The sequence below is a fragment of the Chitinophaga sp. RCC_12 genome, assembly GCF_041360695.1.
In the GTDB taxonomy this organism is placed as follows: domain Bacteria; phylum Bacteroidota; class Bacteroidia; order Chitinophagales; family Chitinophagaceae; genus Chitinophaga.
On sequence record NZ_JBFUPS010000010.1, the window covers coordinates 204,060 to 226,899 of the forward strand.

A 22,840-nucleotide genomic window follows, 5' to 3' on the forward strand; every position below is an offset into this window, starting at 1 on the left:
TAATCCTTTATAAAATCCAGAAGTAAAAATCCAGGTAATCAGTAAAATCAGCGTAATCCTGAGCCAAGACAAAATTCGCTGCCGGTCCTCAACAGGACCGGCCTTTTTTATGCACGCGATTCAAAATAAGAATGTCTGGTAATTATTTTTTCGGATCCCACCACAAATGGGTACCGCCTACGTCTTTTGGTTCGCTCAGTGTACTCACGGCTTTCGCAACGGCAGCACCGTTGGTAGAGTATTCGTTACTTGGGAATGGGGCCCTGCGGACGAAATCAGTTGTACTTACTTTTCCACCGCTATTATTCACAACAACAGGGAACAGTTTAGGATAACCGGTGCGGCGGAACTCACTCCATGCTTCCTGTCCTTCAGGGAAGTTAGCGATCCATTTCTGGGTGATGATTCGTTCCAGTTTCCTGTCGAGTGTAACGCCTTCTTCCCATTTGATGGTAACGGTGCTCAGGTACTGTGAACCCTTCTTAATATCATTTTGTCCGGCAGTCATGGCTTTGGGATCAATGTATTCAGCAGGTAGGGAAGTGGCATTGTTGTAATAAGTGCTGGCGCTGCCTAATGAATATTGATTAAAGGATGTCTGGATACCTGTTTCGTAGTTGGTTTGTGCGTTACCTGCGCCTGCCCATCCGCGGATGGCTGCTTCTGCTTTCAGGAACCAGGCTTCGGCAGCTGTTACCAGTTGCAGTTTACCAGGCAGGTCTACCAGTTTGGAATAGTCGGCGTAACGCGCCTTACCGTCAATGTTAATACCATTGCGGATACCGATATACCGGTCTTTTACCGCGGGGTCCACTGCTTTCTTGAAGTACAGGGGCAGGCGTGGATCGTTGTAACCACCGAGATAAGTACCAATGGGTGCACCCATTAGAATATCGCCCCAAGAGCCGCAGATGGTGTTCAGCGGATGCGTGGTGCTTCCGATATCCACCGTGAAGTTATCCTTGTAAGTTTGCAGCAGTCCGCCGGCATTGGCGAGTGCGGCTTCACCTTCCAGCTTGGCTTTTGCAGCATCTACGTTTACGATACGCAGTGCGAGTCTTAAGCGGAGGGTATTGGCAAACTGTAACCATTGTTTGTAATTACCACCGTATACGAGATCTGATTTTTTAAACAGCTCTGTAGACGGTTTATCGGCCAGCGGCGTTAGAATATCGATCGCTGTTTTCAGTTCTTCAAAGAAGGTATAATAAACATCCTTCTGGCTGTCGTACTCAACAGAACCATCACCGCTGGGTGTATTGTATTTGCTGTAGATGATGGGGCCAAAGATATCGGAGGTACGGTGCATGGCTTCCACCTTCACGATCAGCGACATGGCGTAGCTATCGGGTACTTTACCTTTTGTAAAACCGGCTACTTTATAGCAGGGGTTCATTACATTGGTATAGCCGGTGCTGAAAGTAGTGTTGATCCAGCCATCCACGAAGCTGTATGTGATGTTGTTGATGTTGCCGCCAAACGGAGTAGGAGACATCATATAACCACTGTAAATATCGCTCAGGAGATTTTGTTGCAACTGGAAGGTAGGCGCCGGCTGATACAGGTAAATACTGCGTTGTGCCTGTTGCAGTAGGGCAGGTACCAGGGCGAAATCAGCCGCTAACTCCTCATCAGTGGAGCCGTATGGATTTTTGTTGATGTCTTCAAAGTTTTTGGTACAGCTGCTGAAGCATAGTGTGGCTGCCATCGCCAGACCAGCTATTTTGAATATTTTATAATTCATAGCTCTTGTTTTTGTTGTTCTTAATCAGGTTAAAATGCACATTTCAGGTTCAATCCAAAGCTGCGGGTAGATGGTAAACCAAATACATCCACACCTTGTACACCATTGCCGGTACTCATGCTCAATTCAGGATCGTAAGGCGCTTTTTTAGTGATGAAGAACAGGTTACGTCCTACCAGTCCAAGCTTCATGTCTTTGAAGAATCCTGGTTTCAATGCGAAATTATAGCTGATGGATAATTCTCTTAAACGGATGTTGGTAGCATCATACATGTAGAATTCAGTGATGCCTGCGCGACCGCCAATGCCCTGGTAGTAGAGATCTGCAGGAACTTTTCCGGTGTATGCTTTACCACTGGCATAAACAGCAGGTACATCCACACCACCGTTATTACGGGCATCTGCGCTTGCTTTTGATACGCCATACTGGTCCATCATGGCCTGGGTAATACTCATTACTTTACCACCAAAGCGGCCATCTACCAGGATGTTTACATTGAACTTTTTCCAGTTGATAGTATTGCTCCATCCCAGGAGGAAGTCTGGTGTGGGATTACCGAGGTATTCCAGTTTGCCGTCTTTTGCTTTTGGCTTACCGGTTTCGTCATCTATTACGAGTGCACCGCTTTCACTGCGCACTGCTTTCCTGCCGTAAATGTCGCCATAGGAGCTTCCTTCATGCAGTACTAGCGCATATGTATTAACGTTATCGCCTCTTGGTGTGAGGGTATAATCACCGTTTAACTGCGGCGCCAGTCTGATAAGTTTATTCCTGTTACGGGTGAAGTTGAAGGCAGTATTCCAGCCCACGTTCTTCTGTTTAACTACCTGGAAACCCAGCGTGGCTTCTATACCGGTATTCTGTACATCACCTGCATTCAGGTAAGCATTAGGATACAGGTAACCTACGGATACGGGGAAGTCGAAGTACTGGTCTTTGGTGTGTGAATTATACCAGGTAACATCCAGGTTCAGGCGATTGTCGAAGAATCTCCACTCTGTGCCGATTTCAACGGAAGTGGTGATCTCTGGTTTCAATGCCACGCCGCCAAAAGGACCGGCAATGTTTGATATCAGCGTTCCGGAAATGATCTGGTTGGTAGGGCGTGTTACAAACTGGTCCACGTCGTTACCCACCTTCGCATAAGATGCGCGGATCTTTGAATACGTGATCGCGGAAGGCATCTTAAATACATCACTCAGAATAGTATTTAAACCAGCTGAATAATACAGGTAACCTTTCTTCATGGAAGGGGTATAAGCCATGGTGGATGACCAGTCGTTACGGGCGGTCAGGTCCAAGAATACTTTTTCGCTCAGGTTCACACCCGCTGTTGCAAATACGGATTGAATCTGTCTTCTGGCGCCTGTGGGCGTTAATTTTGCGGCAGGGCTCAGGTTCAGGTTACCAATGTGGAATACGTTGGCAAAGGCCAGGTCGCCGTCTTTGGAATCTATAAAGGTACGGTCTTGTTTAAGGTCGTTGATGCTGGTACCGGCAGTGAAATTGAACCCGAGTTTATCGGACAGTTTCCTGTTACCCGATACTAACAGGTCGCCGTAGTATTGTGTGCTGGTCAGGTAATCGTAGGTATAACGGCCGTTGGCGTCTGCAATGGTAGTTTGTGTACCGGCATTTGCTTTCAGCTCATACTTATCCCATGCTTTGTTGGCGTTACCGCGTACCTGTACATTTAACCAGTCGTTGATAGCATAACGCAAACTCAGCGAAGCAATCAGGTTATCTTTCCTGTTTTCAGTGACGTTCCTGTTGAGGATCCAGTATGGATTCTGCTGAAAGTCTTCTCCCGCCTGGCCCTTATCATAATTGATATTCCACCAGTTCTGCATGTTCACGTTACGTTGGGCAGAAAAGTATTCGTAATTGTTTTTATAACTTTCGAAGTCCAGTCCTCTTGGGAAGATGTATAAACCGGTAAGCGGGTTATAGTATAAACCGGAAGTAGGGCGGTTATGTGCATTTTGTGTGGTCATCTGCACATTCGCGTCAATGTTCAGTTTATCGTTGAGGAAAGTACCTGTTTCCCTGAAGTTGAGCGTATGCTGACCATACTTTGCAGTAGGCATTATTCCTGTATTCGTGGTATTGGAGTAGGAGAAATAGGTTTGTGCCTTTTCTGTACCGCCGGCTACGTTTACGGAGTTGATCCAGGTGGTGCCTGTTTTGAAGAAGTCTTTTACAATTTCCTTACTGCTGCCTGCTTTACCCCAGCTATCAATAGTGCCGGCGCCGGTTTGAAGATAGGAGTTTTGTGATTCGGGCAGATATGCAGGTCTGTCGATAGTGAAGTTAGAAGAGAAGTTCACTTTTGCCTGACCGGCTTTCCCTTTTTTAGTAGTAATGATGATCACACCATTACCCGCCTGGCTGCCGTACAGTGCAGATGCAGAAGCGCCTTTCAGTACGTTGATGCTTTCAATATCGTCCGGGTTGATGGTGCTCAGGATGTCGCCACCATCGCGTCCACCGGAGGAAGCACCTGATGCTTGTCCCCAGAGATCACCTGGCTGTGCGCTGGTGAAGTTCGCGATGGGTACTCCATCGATCACGTACAGCGGCTGGTTTTCACGGATAGATTTTTGTCCGCGTAAAATCACCCTGGCAGAGCCGCCCACACCGGAAGCGCTGCGGTTGATCTGCAATCCGGATACCTTACCGGATAAACTATTGATAACGTTTGTTTCTTTTACATTCGTGAGATCTTCTCCTTTTACCTGCTGGGTAGAGTAGGTGAGATCCTTTGCTTTACGCTGGATGCCCAGCGCGGTAACTACCAGTTCATTCAGTCCTCTTACATTGTCTTCCAGGGTTGCATTGAGGGTAGCGCTGTTGCCAACGGTACTTTCTTTAATGGCAAAACCAACATAGCTGAAAACAAGTACATCACCGGTTTTGGCATTGATGTGATATTTACCTTCTGCGCTTGTTTGGGTGCCTTTGGAGGCGCCTTTAATTTGTACAGTAACACCAGGAAGAGGATTGCCTTTGCTGTCCTTTACGGTGCCGCTGATTTCTTTTTCCTGGAAAGTGCTACGGAATGAAGATGCGGGCGACCATACATAGCTGGCTGCCTTCACATATGCACTGTCTGCTAATATGGAAGTGAGGGCCAGACCGGTCATAGCGCACACTTTCATAAGGCGTAGGTTTTTTTTCATACTTGCCTTTTTTTTGGTTAATAAATGGGATTTGTATTGTTGAATTAAACTGACCATTTTTTTATTGCGTGCATTGTTTGGAAATGAGATGTCCGTTAGCATGGCGCGTACCATCCTTTAGCGGCTGTTTTTCTTCGTGTTACATGCATTTACCGGCCTATAGGGGCGTGCAAGGCCTCATCGCTAATGGCAATGTGTTGACCGGGTTGAGCAAAGCAGTTTGTTGTTATGTGTTTTCCTTACATGAAATGTTGTTTTTAATAACGTCTGTTTGTTACAGGCTGCGTAGCATAAAGCGTTCAAATGTGGCGCTTCCGGAAAGGAGTCGTGTGGAGATATATTTAGTACTATCCTGTTTTAAATTATTTTTATTTTTTTTTGAGATATTACCGGAGATCCCACCAGAGTGGTGTTCCGCCGGTGTCTGGTCCTTTTAACGTGGCTACTGCGCGGGCTACTGCTTTAGGATTGGTAACGAGTTCTATCTGCGGCATGGGCAGGCGGCGGATAAATTTTTCGGTAGAAATGGTGCCGCCGCTGTTGTTAATTACTACGGGAAATAATTTAGGGTAACCGGTGCGGCGGAATTCACTCCATGCTTCCTGTCCTTCGGGGAACATGGCAATCCATTTCTGCGTGATAATCCGTTCCAGTTTCTGTTGAAGCGTAGCGCTTTCATTCCACTTGATGGTAACCGTACTTAAATGCGGATCGCCTTCCGGTATGTTATTGTCGCTATTTTGAGGATCCGTATATGGGTGGGGTTTATCCACATTGTTATTCATATATACGTTAGCGTTAGTAATGCTGTATTGATTAAAAGAAGTGCTGATGCCGGCAGCATAATTGGTAGCCGCATTACCGGCGCCCTGCCAGCCGTATAGCGCTGCCTCGGCCTTCAGGAACCAGGCTTCCGCAGCTGTCATGAATAATATCCTGCTATCGAATTTTACCAGCTGCGAAAAGCCGCTGTATTCTTCTTTGGCAGCAATCTTAATACCGTTGCGGACGCCATGGTAAATATTTACGCCATCGTCGGTAGGCACAAAATAATGTGCCAATCGCGGATCTTTATATCCCGTGAGGATTGATTCCATGGGAGCGCTCATTCTCAGATCAGCCCAGGTATAACACATAATATTCAGCGGATGCGTAACCGGTGAAATATTCACTGCAAAGTTATCTGCAGGTGTTGTGAGCAATCCCAGCGGATGCCGCAGCGCTGCTTCTCCTTCTTCCTTTGCTTTCTTCGGATCAATCCCGGAAATACGGATGGCCAGCCGTAAGCGAAGGGTGTTGGCAAATTTTACCCATTGGGTGTAATCGCCTTTGTATACCAGGTCGAAGGCTGCAAAGCGTTGGGGGAAGCCACTGTTTATAAAACCGGTTAATGTGTCCACCGCTTCATCCAGGTCTTTAAAAAAAGCATAGTACGCTTCCTGCTGTGAATCATAATCAATGCCCATTTCTTCATTCAGTATACCATATTTTGTGTAGATCACGGGACCGTAAATATCGCTGATGCGGTGCATGGCTTCCACTTTGATGATCTGCGCCCAGGCATAAAAATCGGCGTAATGACCTTTCGCTTTCGACTGTGCAAAATCGCAGGTCTTCATTACATTGCTGTAAGTTACCTGCCATGGTTTATTATTCCAGTAGTACAACAGGCCATAGTTGGTGTTATTGATATTGCCTTCAAAAGGGGTGGGGGCCATCATATAGCCGGAGAAAACATCTGCATTCAGATTCTGTTGTAACTGCGCGGTAGGCGGGTCGTTATAAATAAGCAGGTTCAGTTGCGCCTGGGATAAGGGTTCCCCCATCAGCCGGTAATCGGCTTTCAGCTCCTCTTCTGTAAAGTCGAAAGGGTTTCTGTTAATCTCATCAAAATTCTTCGTACATGCACTTGCCAGCAGAATTGCCATAACGGCGGATAATGTGGCGATTTTCCAGCTTTTCATTGGTGAGTATTTTAAATGCCTAATCTCAGGTTGATCCCCATACTTCTGGTGGGTGGTAATCCAAAAACATCTACGCCCTGCAGCCCGTTGCCCGTACCCATCGATACTTCCGGATCAAATGGTGCATGCAGCTCAAAAAAGAAGAGGTTCCTGCCTACGATGCCCATCCGCATATTCCGTATCCATTTCCACTTCAGCGGTATGCGGTAGCTCAGGCTCAGTTCCCGTAAGCGGATGTTGGTGGCGTCGTACATATACATTTCACCGATGCCGGCCCTGCCGCCAATAGTGGTATAGTAGCTTTGCGCATCCAGTTTCCCGCTGTAAGGCGTTCCGTTGCTGTTCACCGCATTTATTTCCACGCCGCCTTTATCGCGGGCTTTGGCGCTCTCTTCACTTACGCCATACCAGTCCAATACCGCCTGTGTTACACTCATCACCTTGCCACCGAAGCGGCCGTCGATGAGGAAGCTCAGGTTGAAATTTTTATAGTCGATGCTGTTGTTCCATCCTAATGTAAAGTCGGGATTTGGGTTGCCTACTTTTTTAAATGCGTTGCGCGTTTGCAATTTGCCGGCAGCATCAATTACATAAGCGCCCTTATCGTTCTGCAACAATTCTTTATTGGAGTAAATGTCGCCCCAGGAGCCGCCTTCCATAATGAAGGAGCCAAACATATTTACTCCGAAATCGGTGAGCACAAACATGCTGCTCGTATCCGCACCAATGATCCTGGAATTGGAAAGAGAAACGATTTTATTTTTATTCGCGGCAAAGTTGATGGTGCTGGTCCACGATACTGCCTTATTACGTATAGGCATTAAGGTGAGCGTAGCTTCCCAGCCCTGGTTTTGTATATTCCCCATGTTGAGGTAGTAGGTGTTATACCTGTTACCCAATGGCGCCGGCACTTCCATGTACTGCTTGTAGTTATTATTTTTATAGAAGGTTACATCGGCGGTGATCCTGTTTTTCAGCAAATGTGTTTCCAGTCCTATTTCAAAAGAACGGTTGTCTTCCGGTTCCAGGCTGAGACCGGGATACAGGGTACGTTGATTCAATACTACCCGTGTTACGCCGGCAATGGTTTGTAACGTAAATGCCGCCGGCCGGGATGCGTAAGCGGCGATATCATTACCAACCTTGGCGTAGGAAATACGGGAACGCAGGAAATCAATGAAGGCGGGCATTTTAAACATCTCACTCCATACGGCAGACAGCCCGGCGGAATAGTAAAAGTATCCTTTATGCAGGGTAGAGGTATAGGCAAAGGTGCTGGACCAGTCGTTACGACCGGTGACATCCAGGAAAAGGTAGTTGTTGATGCCTGCCTGCACATTGCCGAATACGGCCTGCAATTGTTTCTGATCTATGCTGTGTTGTGCATCGAGCGAGGTGCTCAGGATATTGGATACCGAAAATTTATTAGGGTACGTGAGTCCCGGATCGGCATTGGGATTGGAGCCGTTAAAAGTGCGTTCGTGTGCTTTGGTGTCGGTGATGCTTGCACCGATATTACCGGCCAGGTGCAGCCACTTGTTCATTTTGCGGCTGGCATTCAGCATGATATCCCCGTACAGTTGGGTATTAAATTCCCGTTCGAGGGTATACCGGCCGTTGGAACCGGCGAGTACGATTTGTGTACCGGCGTATGCTTCCAGTTCGTATTGATCGAGCGATTTGTCAAAGTTGCCGCGCCCTTTCAGCGACAGCCAATCGTTCAATTGCCAGGTAAGCGATATGGTAGCGAGGCCGCGGTAGCGGGAATCCAGGCGCAGGTCGCGGTACAGCGCCCACATGGGGTTTTGCTGGTCGTCCTGGCCAATCCATTTTTTATCATTGCGGATGTTCCACCAGTTCTGCATGTACAGGTCGCGGCCCTGGTCGTAGTATTCAAAATTGTTTTTGTAATAGTCGAAGTCCTGCCCGCGGGGGAAGGTATAGAGCCCGGAAATAGGACTGTAGTACAATCCGGATGACAACCGGTTAGTCGTGTTTTGTGCGGTAAAGGATACATTGGCGTCCATTACCAGTTTGTCGTTCAGCAGCTTCAGGGTTTCGCGCAGGTTCACCGTATGGCGGTCGAATTTGTTGGTGGGAAGAATTCCTTTATTGGTGGTGTTGGCGTAGGAGAAGTAACTCTGTGCGGTTTCTGTGCCGCCGCTGAAGGCGATGGTGTTGGTAAAGGTGGAGCCGGTGTTATAAAAGTTTTTTACATGATCGGGTGCGTTCACAGGTCTGCCCCAGCTGCCGAGTGATCCGGGTTGTGGCGTGCCTACTTTATCTACGCCGGGCGTATCGGTTTGTGCATAGCGATATTGCAGCGGGGGCAGGATTGCGGGCATTTCCCGGGTATAATCGGAAGAAACGTCGATTTTGCTTCTGCCGGGTTTTCCTTTTTTGGTGGTGATGAGGATCACGCCGTTGGCAGCCTGGCTGCCATAGAGGGCGGCAGCAGAAGCGCCCTTCAGGATGCTGATGCTTTCAATATCGTCGGGGTTGATGTTGGAGATGCCATCGCCGCCATCGCGGCCGCCGGCGCCGATGATGTTGTGCGACTGGCCCCATACATCCGAAGGTTGCGCGGGTGTGTAGTTGGCATAAGGTACGCCATCCACGATATACAGGGGCTGGTTTTCACGGGTGGATTTGTTGCCGCGCAGTACTACTCTCACGGAGCCGCCAACGCCGGAGGCGCTGCGGGTGATGGTGGCGCCGGCTGTTTTTCCGTTCAGGCTGTTGATAACGTTGGCATCTTTTACCAGTTGCAGGTCATCGCCATCGAGCTGTTGGGTAGAGTAGGGCAGTTCCCTGCTTTTTTTCTGGATGCCCAGTGCGGTCACCACCAGCTCATTGAGTGCTTTTACATTTTCCTGCAGGCGTACATCGAGGTGAGGATCGGCGCTCAGGATAACTTCCCGGGTGATAAAGCCAACAGAACTAAACACCAGCACGTCGCCGGTGCTGGCTTTTAGTGAAAAACCAGCATCGGCGTTAGATTGGGTTCCTTTATTGGAATATTTGATCTGAATGGTAACTCCCGGGAGCGGCGTGCCTTTGTTATCGCGTACTGTTCCACTGATCTGTCTCTCCAGAGATACATGATTCAGCAGGTCTGCAGTGGGTGAGGGTTTGGCTTCACTTTCTGCGCCTACAATGATTTTGTTGTTGATAAGGGTAAACTTTAATCCGGCCTGGACTGATAATAACGCTAGTACTTCATCGATGGGTGTTTTCGTACAGTTTAACGTAATCTTTTTCTTCAGGTTAAGATCAGCTTTGTCGTAATGAAAGTTTAGTCCTGTTTTTACCGAAATTTCGGCCATTACTTCTTCCAGGTTTTTGTTTTTTACCTGTATGGTGACAACTATACCTGTGGGCGGGTCGGGTGTTTGCGTGATGGCACTAGTCGTTGTGTTCAAGCTCCCGGCCAACAGTAGTGTCAGCATCAACCCCATGGATACAAACCACATCATGGGGTATGGCTTTACCCTCATATGGACTAGTTTTTGTTTTGCAGGTGAACGGTATCGTTTTTAATGGTATAAGAAAGGGATTTGGCCAGGCAAATAATATCCATGACGTCTTTCAGGCTTTCGTTTTTGAAAGAGCCGTTGTAGTTCCATTCTTTTTTGTCGCTTTCGTTGATAACGGTAACGTTATAACGATTTTCTATACCTGTTACTATTTCATTATAGGGTGCATCTTTGAATACGAGGTATCCCTGTTTCCAGCCGGTGATGTCTTCGGGTTTACTAACAACAGATTTTACGAGGCTGAGTGAAATACGGTCGTAGCTGATCTGTTCACTTGGCAGCAAAATGAGGGATGAAGCGGATTGGCTGTTTTTATTCAGCTGGTCTACTTTTACCTTGCCGCTCACGAGAGCTACCGTTACTTTATGTTCGCTGGCATATGCGCGTATATTGAAGGCGGTGCCGAGTGCGGTGGTGGCCAGTTCGCCGGTATTCACCACAAATTTCCTGGCCGGGTCGGCAGCTACATTAAAAAAGGCTTCTCCTTCTTCCAGGAAAATGGTGCGGCTGTTGCTGTCGAAATGTTCGGGGTAGCGTACTTTACTACCGGCGTTCAGTTCCAGGGAGCTGCCGTCTTCCAGGGTAATACTTTCTTTGTTGCCTTTGGGGGTGTTGATTTCCACAAACCCGTTTTTTACAATCCTGTTGGCCCCGTTGGCGGCAATGGGCGCGGGTTGGTTAACAGGATGTATGCGGGGTGTTTGTTGATTGAACCAGAAAAGACCGGCCGCCAGTAAAACCACCGCTGCTGTGGCAGCGTACCAGTAACGGGTACGGATATGCCGCACCTTTGGCGCGGGTGTGATATGTTCATTGAGTTGTAAACGGATGCTGTCGAGCTCGTGGTCCAGTTCTTTATCTGCTATGTAGGTGGACTTATGCCGGTTGATATTTTCAAACCACTGATCTACAATAGCAGCTTCCTCCGGTGAGCAATTCCCCTGGTTATATCGCTCCAGCAATATTTTAATCTGTTCTGTGTCCACCTGTTGCCGTTTTATGTGTTGATAAGTCGTAATAACGTGGAAAAGGTACCATGTACATTTAATTATTTTTTACCCGGCGCCGGGCCTGCGGGTTAAATAAACAAATAAATATATATCAGGAGTACGATCAGGTCGGTCCTGGCATAGCTGGTCCTTAGTATCTTCAATGCTTTGGTAATCTGGTTTTTTACTGTCTGTTGGGAAAGGCCAAGATGGGTGGAGATCTGTTCTACGGTGAGGTTTTCAAACCGGCTGAGCATGAAAATTTCTTTCATGCGGCCGGGCAGGTGGTTGATCGCCTCAAACAGTTCCTGTGTCCGTGCTTTATTGTCTACTGTTTCCGTGATGGAATGCGGCTGGGCATCGAAATGTTCGATGAGTTGCTGCAGGTATTTGCGGTAAGTGGCGTTTTTCCGGTAAATATCGATGATTTTGTGACGGGCTACCTGGTACAGGTAAGCTTTCAATGATTCTTTGAGGATCAGTGAATGTCTCTTCTCCCATAGGGAAATAAAGAGTTCCTGCAGCACATCTTTGCTGATCTCTGAGGCGTCCAGTTTGCTGTGTATAAACAAATACAGCATTTTACTGTAGCGGTCGTAGATGGCATTGAAGGCAGCGCTGTCGTCGCTTTTCAGCAGCGAAATTAGCTGGTTGTCGGAATAACTGCTGTACATCGAATTACAGTAGTAATTAAGCGTTTTGGTTGATAATTACTGAAATGAATGTAAGAAGAAAATTTTGATATTCTGACATTTGGCGCTTACTTTTTAAAATAACTAAAGAACCAAATGATAAAATAATTACATTTTTTATCATGCTTCCTTCAGGCGCAGTTCATTTTTATATTCCTTAGGAGTTTTGCCTACTATTTCCTTGAAGAAGCGATTGAAATTGGAAAGGTTTTTAAAGCCGCAGGAGTAGGCGATTTCCGCGATGGACCAGTCTTCCTCGGTTAACCGTTTACAGGCGTGACCGATACGTACTTCGTTGAGGAACTGTACAAAGGATTTTTTTGTACGGTTTTTAAAGAAGCGGCAGAAGGATTGGGGTGAGAGGTTGGTGATGCTGGCCACATCCTGCAGGGATATTTCCTTGGAGAAGTTATTCATGACGTACTTGAACACTTCATCGATCTTATGATTATCCTTTACGTTGTAGGCGTGGGAGTAACCGGTGCTGGCCAGGTAGTAGCAGTCGCGGGTTTCCGAAAGTGTTTTTAGGATGTGGAGAAGGGAAATGATGCGGTCCAGTCCCTCCTTCCGCGGAAGCGCCAGGATTTCGGGTTTCAGCAGTTCATGGGTGGCGCCGGTGATTTTCATCCCTCTTTGTGCCCGGTGAAATAGTTCACTGAGTGCTTTGGTTTCCGGCAATCCGTAAAATTTCTCCCCGAATATGTCTTTGGGAAAATAGATAACCACAGAGCGGGCTTTCAGATTTTCATCTCCCTTATAGTATTCTTCTTCATTATACCATACATGCGGAATATGCGGACCGAGAAACACCATATCGCCTTCTTCAAAGCTTTCGATGCTATCCCCTACAATTCTCTTCCCATGGCTTTCCGTAACATATACCAGCTCGCACTCCGGGTGGAAGTGGAATGGTGTATTGAAATAAGGATCACTTCTTTCTATGATCGTGATCTGATTATCGGCAAAAGCCCCAACTTTAATAAGGATGGGTTTCATTCATGTATTAATTTAAGCTACTATGTTACTGTGACCGTCCTATACTTTATTACCATCGCCATTATCCTGGCTCAGGGGAACCCTATGCAGGCAGGTGAGTAGTATTGATATCGTCCTATGAATGATGCCAAATTATTAAAAATTGGTTAAAAAAATATCATTTTCCCGAAAATAACCTTTTTATGTGATAGAAAATCAACCGGGGTAGCGTAATAGTTTTGGCGGGGTTACTTGGAATAATTAGTACAACAATGTAATTTCCAACTTCATTTTGTAAATTACGTCCGGCTAAATCGATGTAGCATTTTTTCTATGAAAGGGATCTCTATTAAAGATATTGCAAAACAAGCCGGAGTATCTCCCACAACGGTATCTTTTGTACTCAACGGTAAAGCAAAGGAGAAAAGAATTAGTGAACAGGTAAGTAAGAAAATCCAGAAAATTGCAACCCGGCTGAAATATAAACCCAACCAGCTTGCCCGCGGACTGCGAACCGGTAAAACCAAAACCATTGGTCTTATTGTGGAGGACATTGCGAACAACTTCTTCGCCACGCTGGCTAAAGTAGTGGAAGACGAGGCCGACAAGCACGGTTATAAAGTACTTTACGGCAGTACGGAAGATAATACGGAAAAGGCAAAGGGTCTACTGGAAGTGCTGAAATACCGGCAGGTAGATGGTTATATTATTACGCCCACCAAAAACCTCGATAAAGAAATAGAACTGCTTCAATCGGCTGCGAAGCCGCTGGTGCTGGTGGATCGCTATTTCCCGCATGTGAACAGTCACTATGTGGTGCTCAACAACTATAAGGGCGCCTATGATGCTACTGCGCACCTGGTGGAGCAAGGCTATAAAAAAATTGCCATTGTTACCATCGCATCTGATCAAACGCAGATGAAAGACAGGCTGGATGGTTTTACGGCAGCACTCAAAGATCATAAAATTCCTTTTAATAAATCGTTTGTGAAACGCCTGCCGTTCGACCTGGACCGCGAAAGTTTCAATAATGAAATAAAGAAATTCCTCACTGCTGCAAAGGGTGTAGACGCCGTATTTTTTGCGACCAACTACCTTGGAATTGCTGGTATTGAAACCATCCGCTCAATGGGCTGGGAAATAGGAAAAGAAATCGGACTGGTGGGCTTTGATGACCACGATCTGTTTCGTTTGCATAGTCCTTCCATTACCTGTGTTTCACAACCTATTGCCGCCATCGGGAAAAGTATTGTGGAAGTGTTGATGAAAGAATTAAATCATCCGGCAGGGGCACCTGCTTCTCCACAACAACAGGTAGTGCTGGAGCCAGAGCTGATTATCCGCGCGTCTTCGCGGAGGTGATCGCCTTCGGCGATGCGGAAATTGTCTTGGCTCAGGATTACGCTGATTATACTGATTAGCTGGATTTTTACTTTTTGGATTTTTTAAAGATTAAGGGAGATAAGAGCGGAGATACTGCTGTTATCTCCCTTAGTTTTTATTGTAATTAAACTAATATCTCATTTATTTTTCAAAAAAGATAGTTGAAAATGATACGCTGATATCTTTTTTAATCTTTAAAAATCCAAAAAGTAAAAATCCAGCTAATCAGTATAATCAGCGTAATCCTGAGCCAAGACAATTTCCGCATCGCCGAAGGCGATCACCTCCTAATGCTATTTTGATCACATGGAATATTATTTTCTCTTTCTTAACGAGCTGTTAACGATAAATAAAAAAATTGTTAAATCTTCTTTGCACTTCTCATAATTATCCCTAAGTTTGAAACCATTATTCAAAACTGATCAGCCAAACTTGTAGTGAAATGATATGTGAAAATGGTATACAGGTTTTTTTTATGTGGTATTGCTAAAACGTTTTACTTCTGCTGTAGTGTCAGAATAACAATTAATGCCAATGGAGTAATTCCATTTGATTTTTTAAGAACGGAAACTACTTGATTACCATCAGGACTCCTGTGCAATGCAGGCAAGTTAATGGTAGCGGGACTTTTGTGTCTTTTTTTGCTTATGTGTCTGATTCACTTGTTATAATTCACTAAACCAAAAGGAAGCTATGCGAAGATCACTTCTTCTCACCACGTTGCTTTTCTTATGCTGCTGTATCACTGCGTGGGCGCAGGATAAGAAAGCTGTTGCGGGAACCGTTAAGGACGCAAAAGGAACGCCTTTACCGGGTGTTACCGTAAAAGAGAAAAACGCCTCCAACGGAGCTACAACCGGCCCCGATGGAAATTTCAAAATCCAGGTAGCAGACGGCGCTACACTCGTTTTTTCCTACATTGGATTTATCAACCAGGAAGTAGCTGTTAATGGACAGTCTGCCGTAAACATTGTATTAAAAGAAGACAACAAGAATCTGAATGAAGTAGTGGTTACCGCTATGGGTATGAAACGCGAACAGCGTAAACTCGGCTATGCGGTAACAGAATTAAAAGGGGCGGATGTGGCGAATACCAATTCCGTTAACCCTGTATCGGCCTTACAGGGTAAGGTAGCAGGTCTGGACATCTCCGCAGCTGCTGGCGGTCCTGCCGCTGCTCCGCGTATCGTACTGCGTGGTGCTAAATCATTAAATGGTAAAGACCAACCCATCTTTATTCTGGATGGTGTGATCTTTGAAAATGATGAAAGTGCCAACGACGTAAACTTCGGTAACGTATTGAAAAACCTCAACCCGGACGATTATGAATCAGTAACCGTACTGAAAGGTGCTGCCGCTACTGCTTTGTATGGTTCCCGCGCTATCAACGGTGCAATCCTGATTACCACCAAAAAAGGTACTGCCAGGAAAGGTATTGGCGTTACAGTTAGCCAAACGGCACAAATGGAAAAAGTATATCGCGGCGCCATTGACCTGCAAAACTCTTACGGTCAGGGTCTCGACGGTAAATACGATAATACGGCAGGTGGTTACAGCTTCGGTTCCAAAATGGACGGCAGCACGGTAACACTGGCTAATGGTATGCAGGTTCCGTACACTGCCAAACCAAATAATGCGAAGGACCTGTACCAGACAGGTAAATATTTTAATACCAACGTAGCCATGGAAGGTGGTAATGATAAAGGAACTTTCCGTTTGTCTTACTCCCATCTGGACAATAACAGCGTATCTCCCAACAACAGTTTTGGAAGAAATACCTTTGCATTCCGTGGATCTTCCCAGATCTCTAAAGTGCTGAGTGCAGATGCGGGGGTGACTTATGCTACCAGTAAAACAATGAATCCTGATCGTCAGGGTGGCGATTACACCAGCTACAACATTGGCCGTAAATGGGTGTATGTATTTCCACGTAACTATGATCCAAGCATCTGGAGCAAACCGGAAAATTTCACCGGAGCACAGGGTGGCCGTGCCGATCTGAGTACACATCCGGGCGCCGACTACTTCTTTCAGCAGGCATATAACAGCTGGTCCCGCAAGGAATCACTGATCACGGGGAATTTTTCCCTGACCGCCACTGCTACTGACTGGCTGAAATTTGTAGGTAAAGCAAACTTTAGCAGCGAGCAAAGCACCGATGAACGTAAGGAAGCAGGTACAGGGACTAACTTTACGGGTTCCGATGGCTTTTACTCTATTGCAGGTGTGAATAAATCTCAATATACTTTCACCGGTATGGCGATTATCACGCCGAAACTGGGAAAGAAATTTGACGGTAACTTAAATCTGGGAGCGGAAACCTGGAACAGCGGTATCGGTAAACAATATAACAACTACACCAGTGGTGGTTTACGTATACCTTTCCTCTATGACATCAGTAACAGCACCGGCTCATCAGTAATTAAAAATGACCCGCTGCTGCGTAAACAGATCAATTCTGTGTTCTTTGCAGCCAGTCTTTCTTATAATAATGAATTGTTCCTGGATGTAACCGGTCGTAATGATTGGTCCTCTGCGCTGACATATCCTAAAGGAAGTCTTGGGAATACCACCAACTCTTACTTCTATCCTTCTGTAAGTGCTGCATGGGAATTTACCCAGACGCTGAAAAATACGTTGCCAGAGTGGGTTAGCTATGGTAAACTGCGCGCTTCCTACGCTATGGTAGGTGGTGACCTGGATCCATACCAGATCAATACAGGCTATTACACTTCCGATTATTTCAGAGGCTCAGGTACAGGTGAGAACCTGCCAATGGTGAATATCTTTAACCAGGATATCCTGCCTAACATGAACCTGAAGCCATCTATTTCCAAGAGTGTGGAATTAGGTGCGAATGTCCGCTTCCTGAATAATCGTTTGGGCTTTGACGTTGCCTGGTACCGTACCAATATTACTAATCAGATCATCAACCTGCCAACTACCATTGAAAGTGGTGTAGTATCCCGCTATATCAATGCTGGTAGCATGATCAACAGGGGTATTGAGGTAATGATCAACGGAACGCCAATACAAAGTAAAAACTTTACCTGGGATGTAAGTCTGAATGGTAGCCGTAATAAAAATAAAATTGTCAGCCTCACACCTGGCGTAGACCAGATGCAGCTGAATGAAGATCAGGGCGTACAGGCCATTGCCAAAGTAGGCGGCGCTTATGGCGACCTGATCACGGATTACGGCTATACCAAGGATGCCAATGGTAATAACCTGATCACTTTTGGTGGCTCTGATTTTCCATACAAATTTGTACGTGGCCGCAGAATCGTAGGTAATATCTTACCTGACTTCAACCTCGGTTTACAAAACTCCTTTACTTATAAAAACTGGTCACTCGGTGTACTGATCCAGGCACGTATTGGTGGCGACTTCTTCTCTGCTTCCCATCAGTATGGTACCGGCAGAGGTAATACAGCCAACACTATGGAAGGACGTGACACTGAACACGGCGGTATCACTTACACAGACGCTTCCGGCGTAAAACGCAACGATGGTATGATCCCGGAGGGTGTGTTTGCACAAGGAACTGTTATCAATAAAGATGGCCAGAATATTACACTGGATGGTATGACATACCAGCAGGCCTACGAAAAAGGTTATGTATCTCCTGTTACACCAATGCAGTATTACGGTATGATCGGAGATTGGGGTATTGGTATCCGTGAGGCATCTGTATTTGATGCTTCTTATGTGGCATTGCGTGAAGTATCCCTCGGGTATTCTCTGCCAACAGATATGGTTCAACGCTGGAAACTTAACAGCCTCCGTGTATCACTGGTGGGTCGTAACCTGGGTTACCTGTTCAATAATCTGCCGGATCATATTAACCCGGAAGCAGTACGTAACAACAAAACTTCTGCATTCTCCGAATATGGTGCTGTACCATTTGTTCGTAACATGGGTGTAACTGTGCAGGTAGGATTCTAATAACCGTTTAACAACAAAAAAAAGAAAGATGAAAACTGTTAATAAATGGGGTATAGGTGTGGCAGTTGCGGGTTTAATGCTGAGCTCCTGTACAAAAAATTTCGCTGACCTGAATACAAGTCCGGTTATCACGCAAGATCCGCCACCGGAATTATTAATCACACAATCTGTGAAAAGCATTGTAGACCGTGATTTTGATTGGTTCTATGACGCATATCAATACCAGATGCAGTGGATGCAGTTCGGCGTAGCTTCACCGGGAACATCTCCTACCGGTTTATTTAGCCCGAATAACACCAATGATTTTTATAATGCATTATATAAGAATATTGGCCGTAACCTGGTAGAAATACAGGATGTAGTGGCCAGGAAGCCACAGGATCAGCAGGCGCAATACAGCAACCTGGTAGCTATTGCACAGATCTTAAAGGTATATTCTTCCTGGAGGGTGTCTGATGCTAACGGCAGCATCCCATATACAGAGGCATGGCAGGCCCGCAGCGACGCTAATTTTACGCCCAAATATGATACGCAGGAATCCCTGTTTACCACCTGGGATGCGGAACTGAAAAAGGCGGTAGAAACACTGGCAGCTGGATTACCTACCCAGGTAAGCTATGGCGCTAACGATATCTTTTACAGCGGAGACGCTGCAAAATGGGCAAAAGCTGGTAACGTACTTCGTCTGAAAATTGCGATGCGCCTGTTAAAGAGGGCACCTGAAAAAGTAAGTGCCGTGGCTAAAGAAGTATTAGCCAGCAATGCCGGTATTTTTGCGTCCAACGACGATGAATGGAAATTTGTTTCTGCTGCCATCAACTTCGCACGTGGTGGCAACTGGGCTATGGATAACAACCCGCTGTCTGCCGCCAAGAACATGGTGGATTACATGGTAGATAACAAAGATCCGCGTCTGAATCTTTTCTTTGAAAAGAACAGTTACACCAAAGCATTGTTCGACAGTCTGAAACTGGCAGGTATTTATAGCCCCACAGCACAATATGTGGATCGCCGCTATGTAGGTCTTCCTTCCAGTCCGGATAAAAGAACCAATGCTGCTTACAGTAATGTATTTACTGTTAAGAAGTATACCATGGTGATCAATGGCAAAACGGTCAACAGGAATGCGGATACCGTGTCGGCTCTTCAGCGCAGGTTATTTAATCTCGATGCAGAGAATGGATCCAACAATGGAGCCCGCTATACACAGCCCATCCTTACCTATGCAGAGCAGTGCTTTATGCTGGCGGAACTGGCTGTACGTGGCATGGTAGAAGGAGATGCCAAAACTTATTATGTGAATGGTATCACTGCATCCGTAACTGCATATGATGCAATGGGTAGCCTGGCAAAGATCCAGGACTATGCACCGCTGGATGCAGCTGCATTACAGGCTTATATTGCAAGTCCCGCAGTGGCTTTCACCGGCGCTACAGATGTATTGCTGGAAAAAATCAATATCCAGAACTTCCTGAACCACTTTAAATCACCATGGGAAGCCTGGGGTGCATGGAAAAGAGCAGGTGTGCCTAAGGTAGACGGTATACTGCCAATGGAACCAATGGTGTCCTCCGGACAAACAGTGGCTATTCCACGTCGTTGGTCATTACCTCAACCTTCTATTGCGAACCAGACCAACTGGAGAAATGCCATTACTGAAATGCAGAAGACCGGTGAATATGGATCAAATGATAATGACTTTACAGGCCGTGTTTGGTGGGATAAGAAATAGTGTAACCGTATAAGTTATTATAAGACAAAAAAACGTCCCGGATATATTCCGGGACGTTTTTTTATGATAATCATGATCAGAAACCTACCCGATCATATTCTTAATCTCGCTCAGCTTCAGCAATGCTTCCACCGGCGTTAGCCGGTTAATATCCACGGTATCCAGTTTCTCACGGATCTGCTGGAACACATCACTGTGCGCGTCAAATATATTCAGCTGTAACTTCTGAGACGGTGTGCTGATCTGTTTTATGTTTTTCTGCAATGGCGCATCAATATGTTTTTCTTCGAGATTTGCCAGCACTTCATTGGCCCTGTTGATCAGCTCAGGCGGCATGCCCGCCATGCGGGCCACGTGAATACCGAAGCTGTGGCGGCTTCCGCCCGGCGCCAGTTTACGCAGGAAAATAATTTTGTTCCCCGATTCCATATTAGTGATATGGAAGTTCTTTACCCGCGCATGTTTGTTTTCCAGTTCATTCAACTCATGATAGTGCGTGGCAAACAGCGTTTTAGGGCAGTGCGCAGTCATATCGTGAAGGTATTCCACGATGCTCCAGGCAATGGAAATGCCATCGTACGTGCTGGTACCGCGTCCTATTTCATCCAGTATCACAAGGCTGCGGGGGGTAATGCTGTTGATGATGCTGGCGGTTTCGTTCATTTCCACCATGAAGGTAGATTCACCGCCGCTCAGGTTATCGGAAGCGCCTACACGGGTAAATATTTTATCAGTAAGACCAATATCAGCACTGGTGGCAGGTACAAAGCTGCCCATGTGCGACATCAGGGTGATGAGCGCTGTTTGCCGCAGCAGGGCCGATTTACCGGACATGTTGGGTCCGGTAAGAATAATGATCTGCTGGGATGCTTTGTCCAGTTGGAGGTCGTTGGAAACATAGCTTTCACCGGCAGGAAATCCTCTTTCGATCACCGGGTGACGGCCTTCTTTGATGACCAGGTCAAATCCCTCCGTGATATTCGGGCGGCGGTATTTGTATTGCATGGCATTATGTGCAAAACACAGGAGGCAGTCGATCCGCGCAAACACCTGCGCATCTTCCTGTACCGGCTTAATAAATGCCTGCAGGCTTTGTACCAGGTCGTCGAACAATCTGCTTTCCAGCACCTGGATCTTATCTTCCGCCCCTACAATTTTTTCCTCATACTCTTTCAGTTCAGGCGTAATATAGCGTTCTGCGTTGGCCAGTGTTTGCTTACGCATCCAGCGGTCGGGCACTTTGTTTTTATGGGTGTTGGTTACTTCCAGGTAATAGCCGAATACATTATTGAAAGCTATTTTCAGGGAAGGGATGCCGGTAGCTTCGGATTCTTTCTGTTGAATTTGCAGCAGGTAGTCTTTCCCTTTGTTCGCGATATTGCGGAGGTCATCCAGCTCTGCGTTTACGCCTTCTTTGATGCAGCCGCCTTTGTTTACCAGTACCGGCGGGTTTTCCATAATTTCATTAAGAATGCGGTCCAATAAGGGAACGCAGGGATCCAGCTTTTCGTTTAGCCGGCGGAGGTAGTCGCTGCTACTGTTTTCCAGCAGTGCCTGCACGGCCTGTACCTGTTGCAGGGAGCGGGCCAGCTGTAGTACTTCCCGCGGATTTATTTTCTTGAGTGGTATCTTGGATACCAGTCTTTCCAGGTCGCCGGTTTGTTTCAGGTGGTGTACCAGTGACTTGGATAGATCGGTTTCTTTGATAAAGTATTCCACGGTATCCAGCCGTTCGTTGATGGCTTTGATATCGCGGAGGGGGAATACCATCCAGCGTTTGAGCAGGCGTGCCCCCATAGGTGTAACGGTATTGTCCAGTACTTTCAGGAGGGTATGCCCGTTTTCTACGCTGCTGTTGAGCAGCTCCAGGTTGCGCACGGTGAAGCGGTCCATCCAGAGGAAATCGTCCTGGCTGATGCGCTGCATGCGTGTGATATGCTGGAGGTTGGGATGCTCGGTGTCTTTCAGGTAGTGAAGGGTGGCGCCGGCAGCGATAATAGCAGCGGGCAGGCCTTCCACGCCGTATCCTTTCAGGGAATGGGTCTGGAAATGTTTCAGCAGTATTTCTTCCGCATAGGTGGTGGTAAATATCCACTCATCCATCGTATAGGTGTAGAAACGGGTGCCGAAAGTGGCTTTGAAATTTTTCTGTTGTTGTTTGGCGAACAGTACTTCCGCCGGACGGAAGCTCTGGAGGAGTTTATCCACATATTCCGTGCTGCCTTCTGCAATAAAAAACTCCCCGGTGGAAATATCGAGGAAAGACACGCCGGTGGAGTCTGCACCAAAATGAACCGCCGCCAGGAAGTTGTTGCTGGCGTTTTCGAGCAGCTTATCGTTGATGGCTACGCCGGGTGTGACCATTTCAGTGACGCCGCGTTTAACAATGCCTTTTACTGTTTTGGGATCTTCCAGCTGGTCGCATACGGCTACCCGGTGACCGGCTTTTACCAGTTTATGGAGATAAGTATCTAACGAGTGGTGGGGAAATCCTGCCAGGTCAACATAAGAGGCGGACCCATTGGCCCTTTTGGTTAACACAATGCCCAGTACACGGGCGGCTATAACTGCATCCTCATTAAACGTTTCATAAAAATCGCCAACACGGAACAACAGTACGGCATCAGGGTATCTATCCTTGATGGCCTTATGTTGCTGCATGAGCGGTGTTTCTTCCGTTTTACTTTTTGCCATGGCGCAA

At 46.6% G+C, this 22,840-nt stretch carries 11 protein-coding genes; 3 read left to right on the forward strand and 8 right to left on the reverse strand.

The window, feature by feature from the left end; genetic code table 11:
* Window positions 1-142: 142 nt before the first annotated feature.
* The 7 genes from AB6805_RS25740 to AB6805_RS25770 form a co-directional block, all read right to left on the reverse strand.
* Window positions 143-1,744: a SusD/RagB family nutrient-binding outer membrane lipoprotein gene (locus AB6805_RS25740; protein WP_370912328.1), complete on the reverse strand. Its 1,602-nt coding sequence runs from the start codon at window positions 1,742-1,744 to the stop codon at window positions 143-145.
* A gap of 29 nt (window positions 1,745-1,773) precedes the next feature.
* A complete protein-coding gene (locus tag AB6805_RS25745; RefSeq protein WP_370912329.1) occupies window positions 1,774-4,923 on the reverse strand; it encodes a SusC/RagA family TonB-linked outer membrane protein in 3,150 nt (1,049 codons plus the stop codon).
* 386 nt (window positions 4,924-5,309) lie between these two features.
* On the reverse strand, window positions 5,310-6,887 hold the full coding sequence (locus AB6805_RS25750) for a SusD/RagB family nutrient-binding outer membrane lipoprotein (RefSeq protein WP_370912330.1): 1,578 nt from the start codon (window positions 6,885-6,887) through the stop codon (window positions 5,310-5,312).
* Between the two features lie 11 nt (window positions 6,888-6,898).
* On the reverse strand, window positions 6,899-10,384 hold the full coding sequence (locus AB6805_RS25755) for a SusC/RagA family TonB-linked outer membrane protein (protein WP_370912331.1): 3,486 nt from the start codon (window positions 10,382-10,384) through the stop codon (window positions 6,899-6,901).
* Between the two features lie 5 nt (window positions 10,385-10,389).
* Window positions 10,390-11,409: a FecR family protein gene (locus AB6805_RS25760; protein WP_370912332.1), complete on the reverse strand. Its 1,020-nt coding sequence runs from the start codon at window positions 11,407-11,409 to the stop codon at window positions 10,390-10,392.
* A 92-nt stretch (window positions 11,410-11,501) separates the two neighbouring features.
* Entirely contained in the window at window positions 11,502-12,086 is a 585-nt protein-coding gene (locus AB6805_RS25765; protein WP_370912333.1) for an RNA polymerase sigma factor, read from the reverse strand.
* A gap of 138 nt (window positions 12,087-12,224) precedes the next feature.
* Window positions 12,225-13,100 carry an AraC family transcriptional regulator gene (locus tag AB6805_RS25770; RefSeq protein WP_079470510.1) on the reverse strand — a complete coding sequence of 292 codons (876 nt, stop codon included), beginning with the start codon at window positions 13,098-13,100 and terminating at the stop codon, window positions 12,225-12,227.
* Window positions 13,101-13,412: 312 nt separating this feature from the next.
* Between AB6805_RS25770 and AB6805_RS25775 the strand changes: the two genes are divergently transcribed.
* From AB6805_RS25775 to AB6805_RS25785, 3 genes are all read left to right on the forward strand, one after another.
* Entirely contained in the window at window positions 13,413-14,441 is a 1,029-nt protein-coding gene (locus tag AB6805_RS25775; RefSeq protein WP_370912334.1) for a LacI family DNA-binding transcriptional regulator, read from the forward strand.
* A gap of 714 nt (window positions 14,442-15,155) precedes the next feature.
* On the forward strand, window positions 15,156-18,407 hold the full coding sequence (locus tag AB6805_RS25780; protein WP_370912335.1) for a SusC/RagA family TonB-linked outer membrane protein: 3,252 nt from the start codon (window positions 15,156-15,158) through the stop codon (window positions 18,405-18,407).
* A gap of 28 nt (window positions 18,408-18,435) precedes the next feature.
* Window positions 18,436-20,139, forward strand: coding sequence for a SusD/RagB family nutrient-binding outer membrane lipoprotein (locus AB6805_RS25785; RefSeq protein ID WP_370912336.1), 1,704 nt, complete (start codon window positions 18,436-18,438; stop codon window positions 20,137-20,139).
* A gap of 84 nt (window positions 20,140-20,223) precedes the next feature.
* Here AB6805_RS25785 and mutS read toward each other — a convergent pair whose 3' ends face one another.
* Window positions 20,224-22,833 carry a DNA mismatch repair protein MutS gene (gene mutS, locus AB6805_RS25790; RefSeq protein ID WP_370912337.1) on the reverse strand — a complete coding sequence of 870 codons (2,610 nt, stop codon included), beginning with the start codon at window positions 22,831-22,833 and terminating at the stop codon, window positions 20,224-20,226.
* Window positions 22,834-22,840 lie beyond the last annotated feature (7 nt).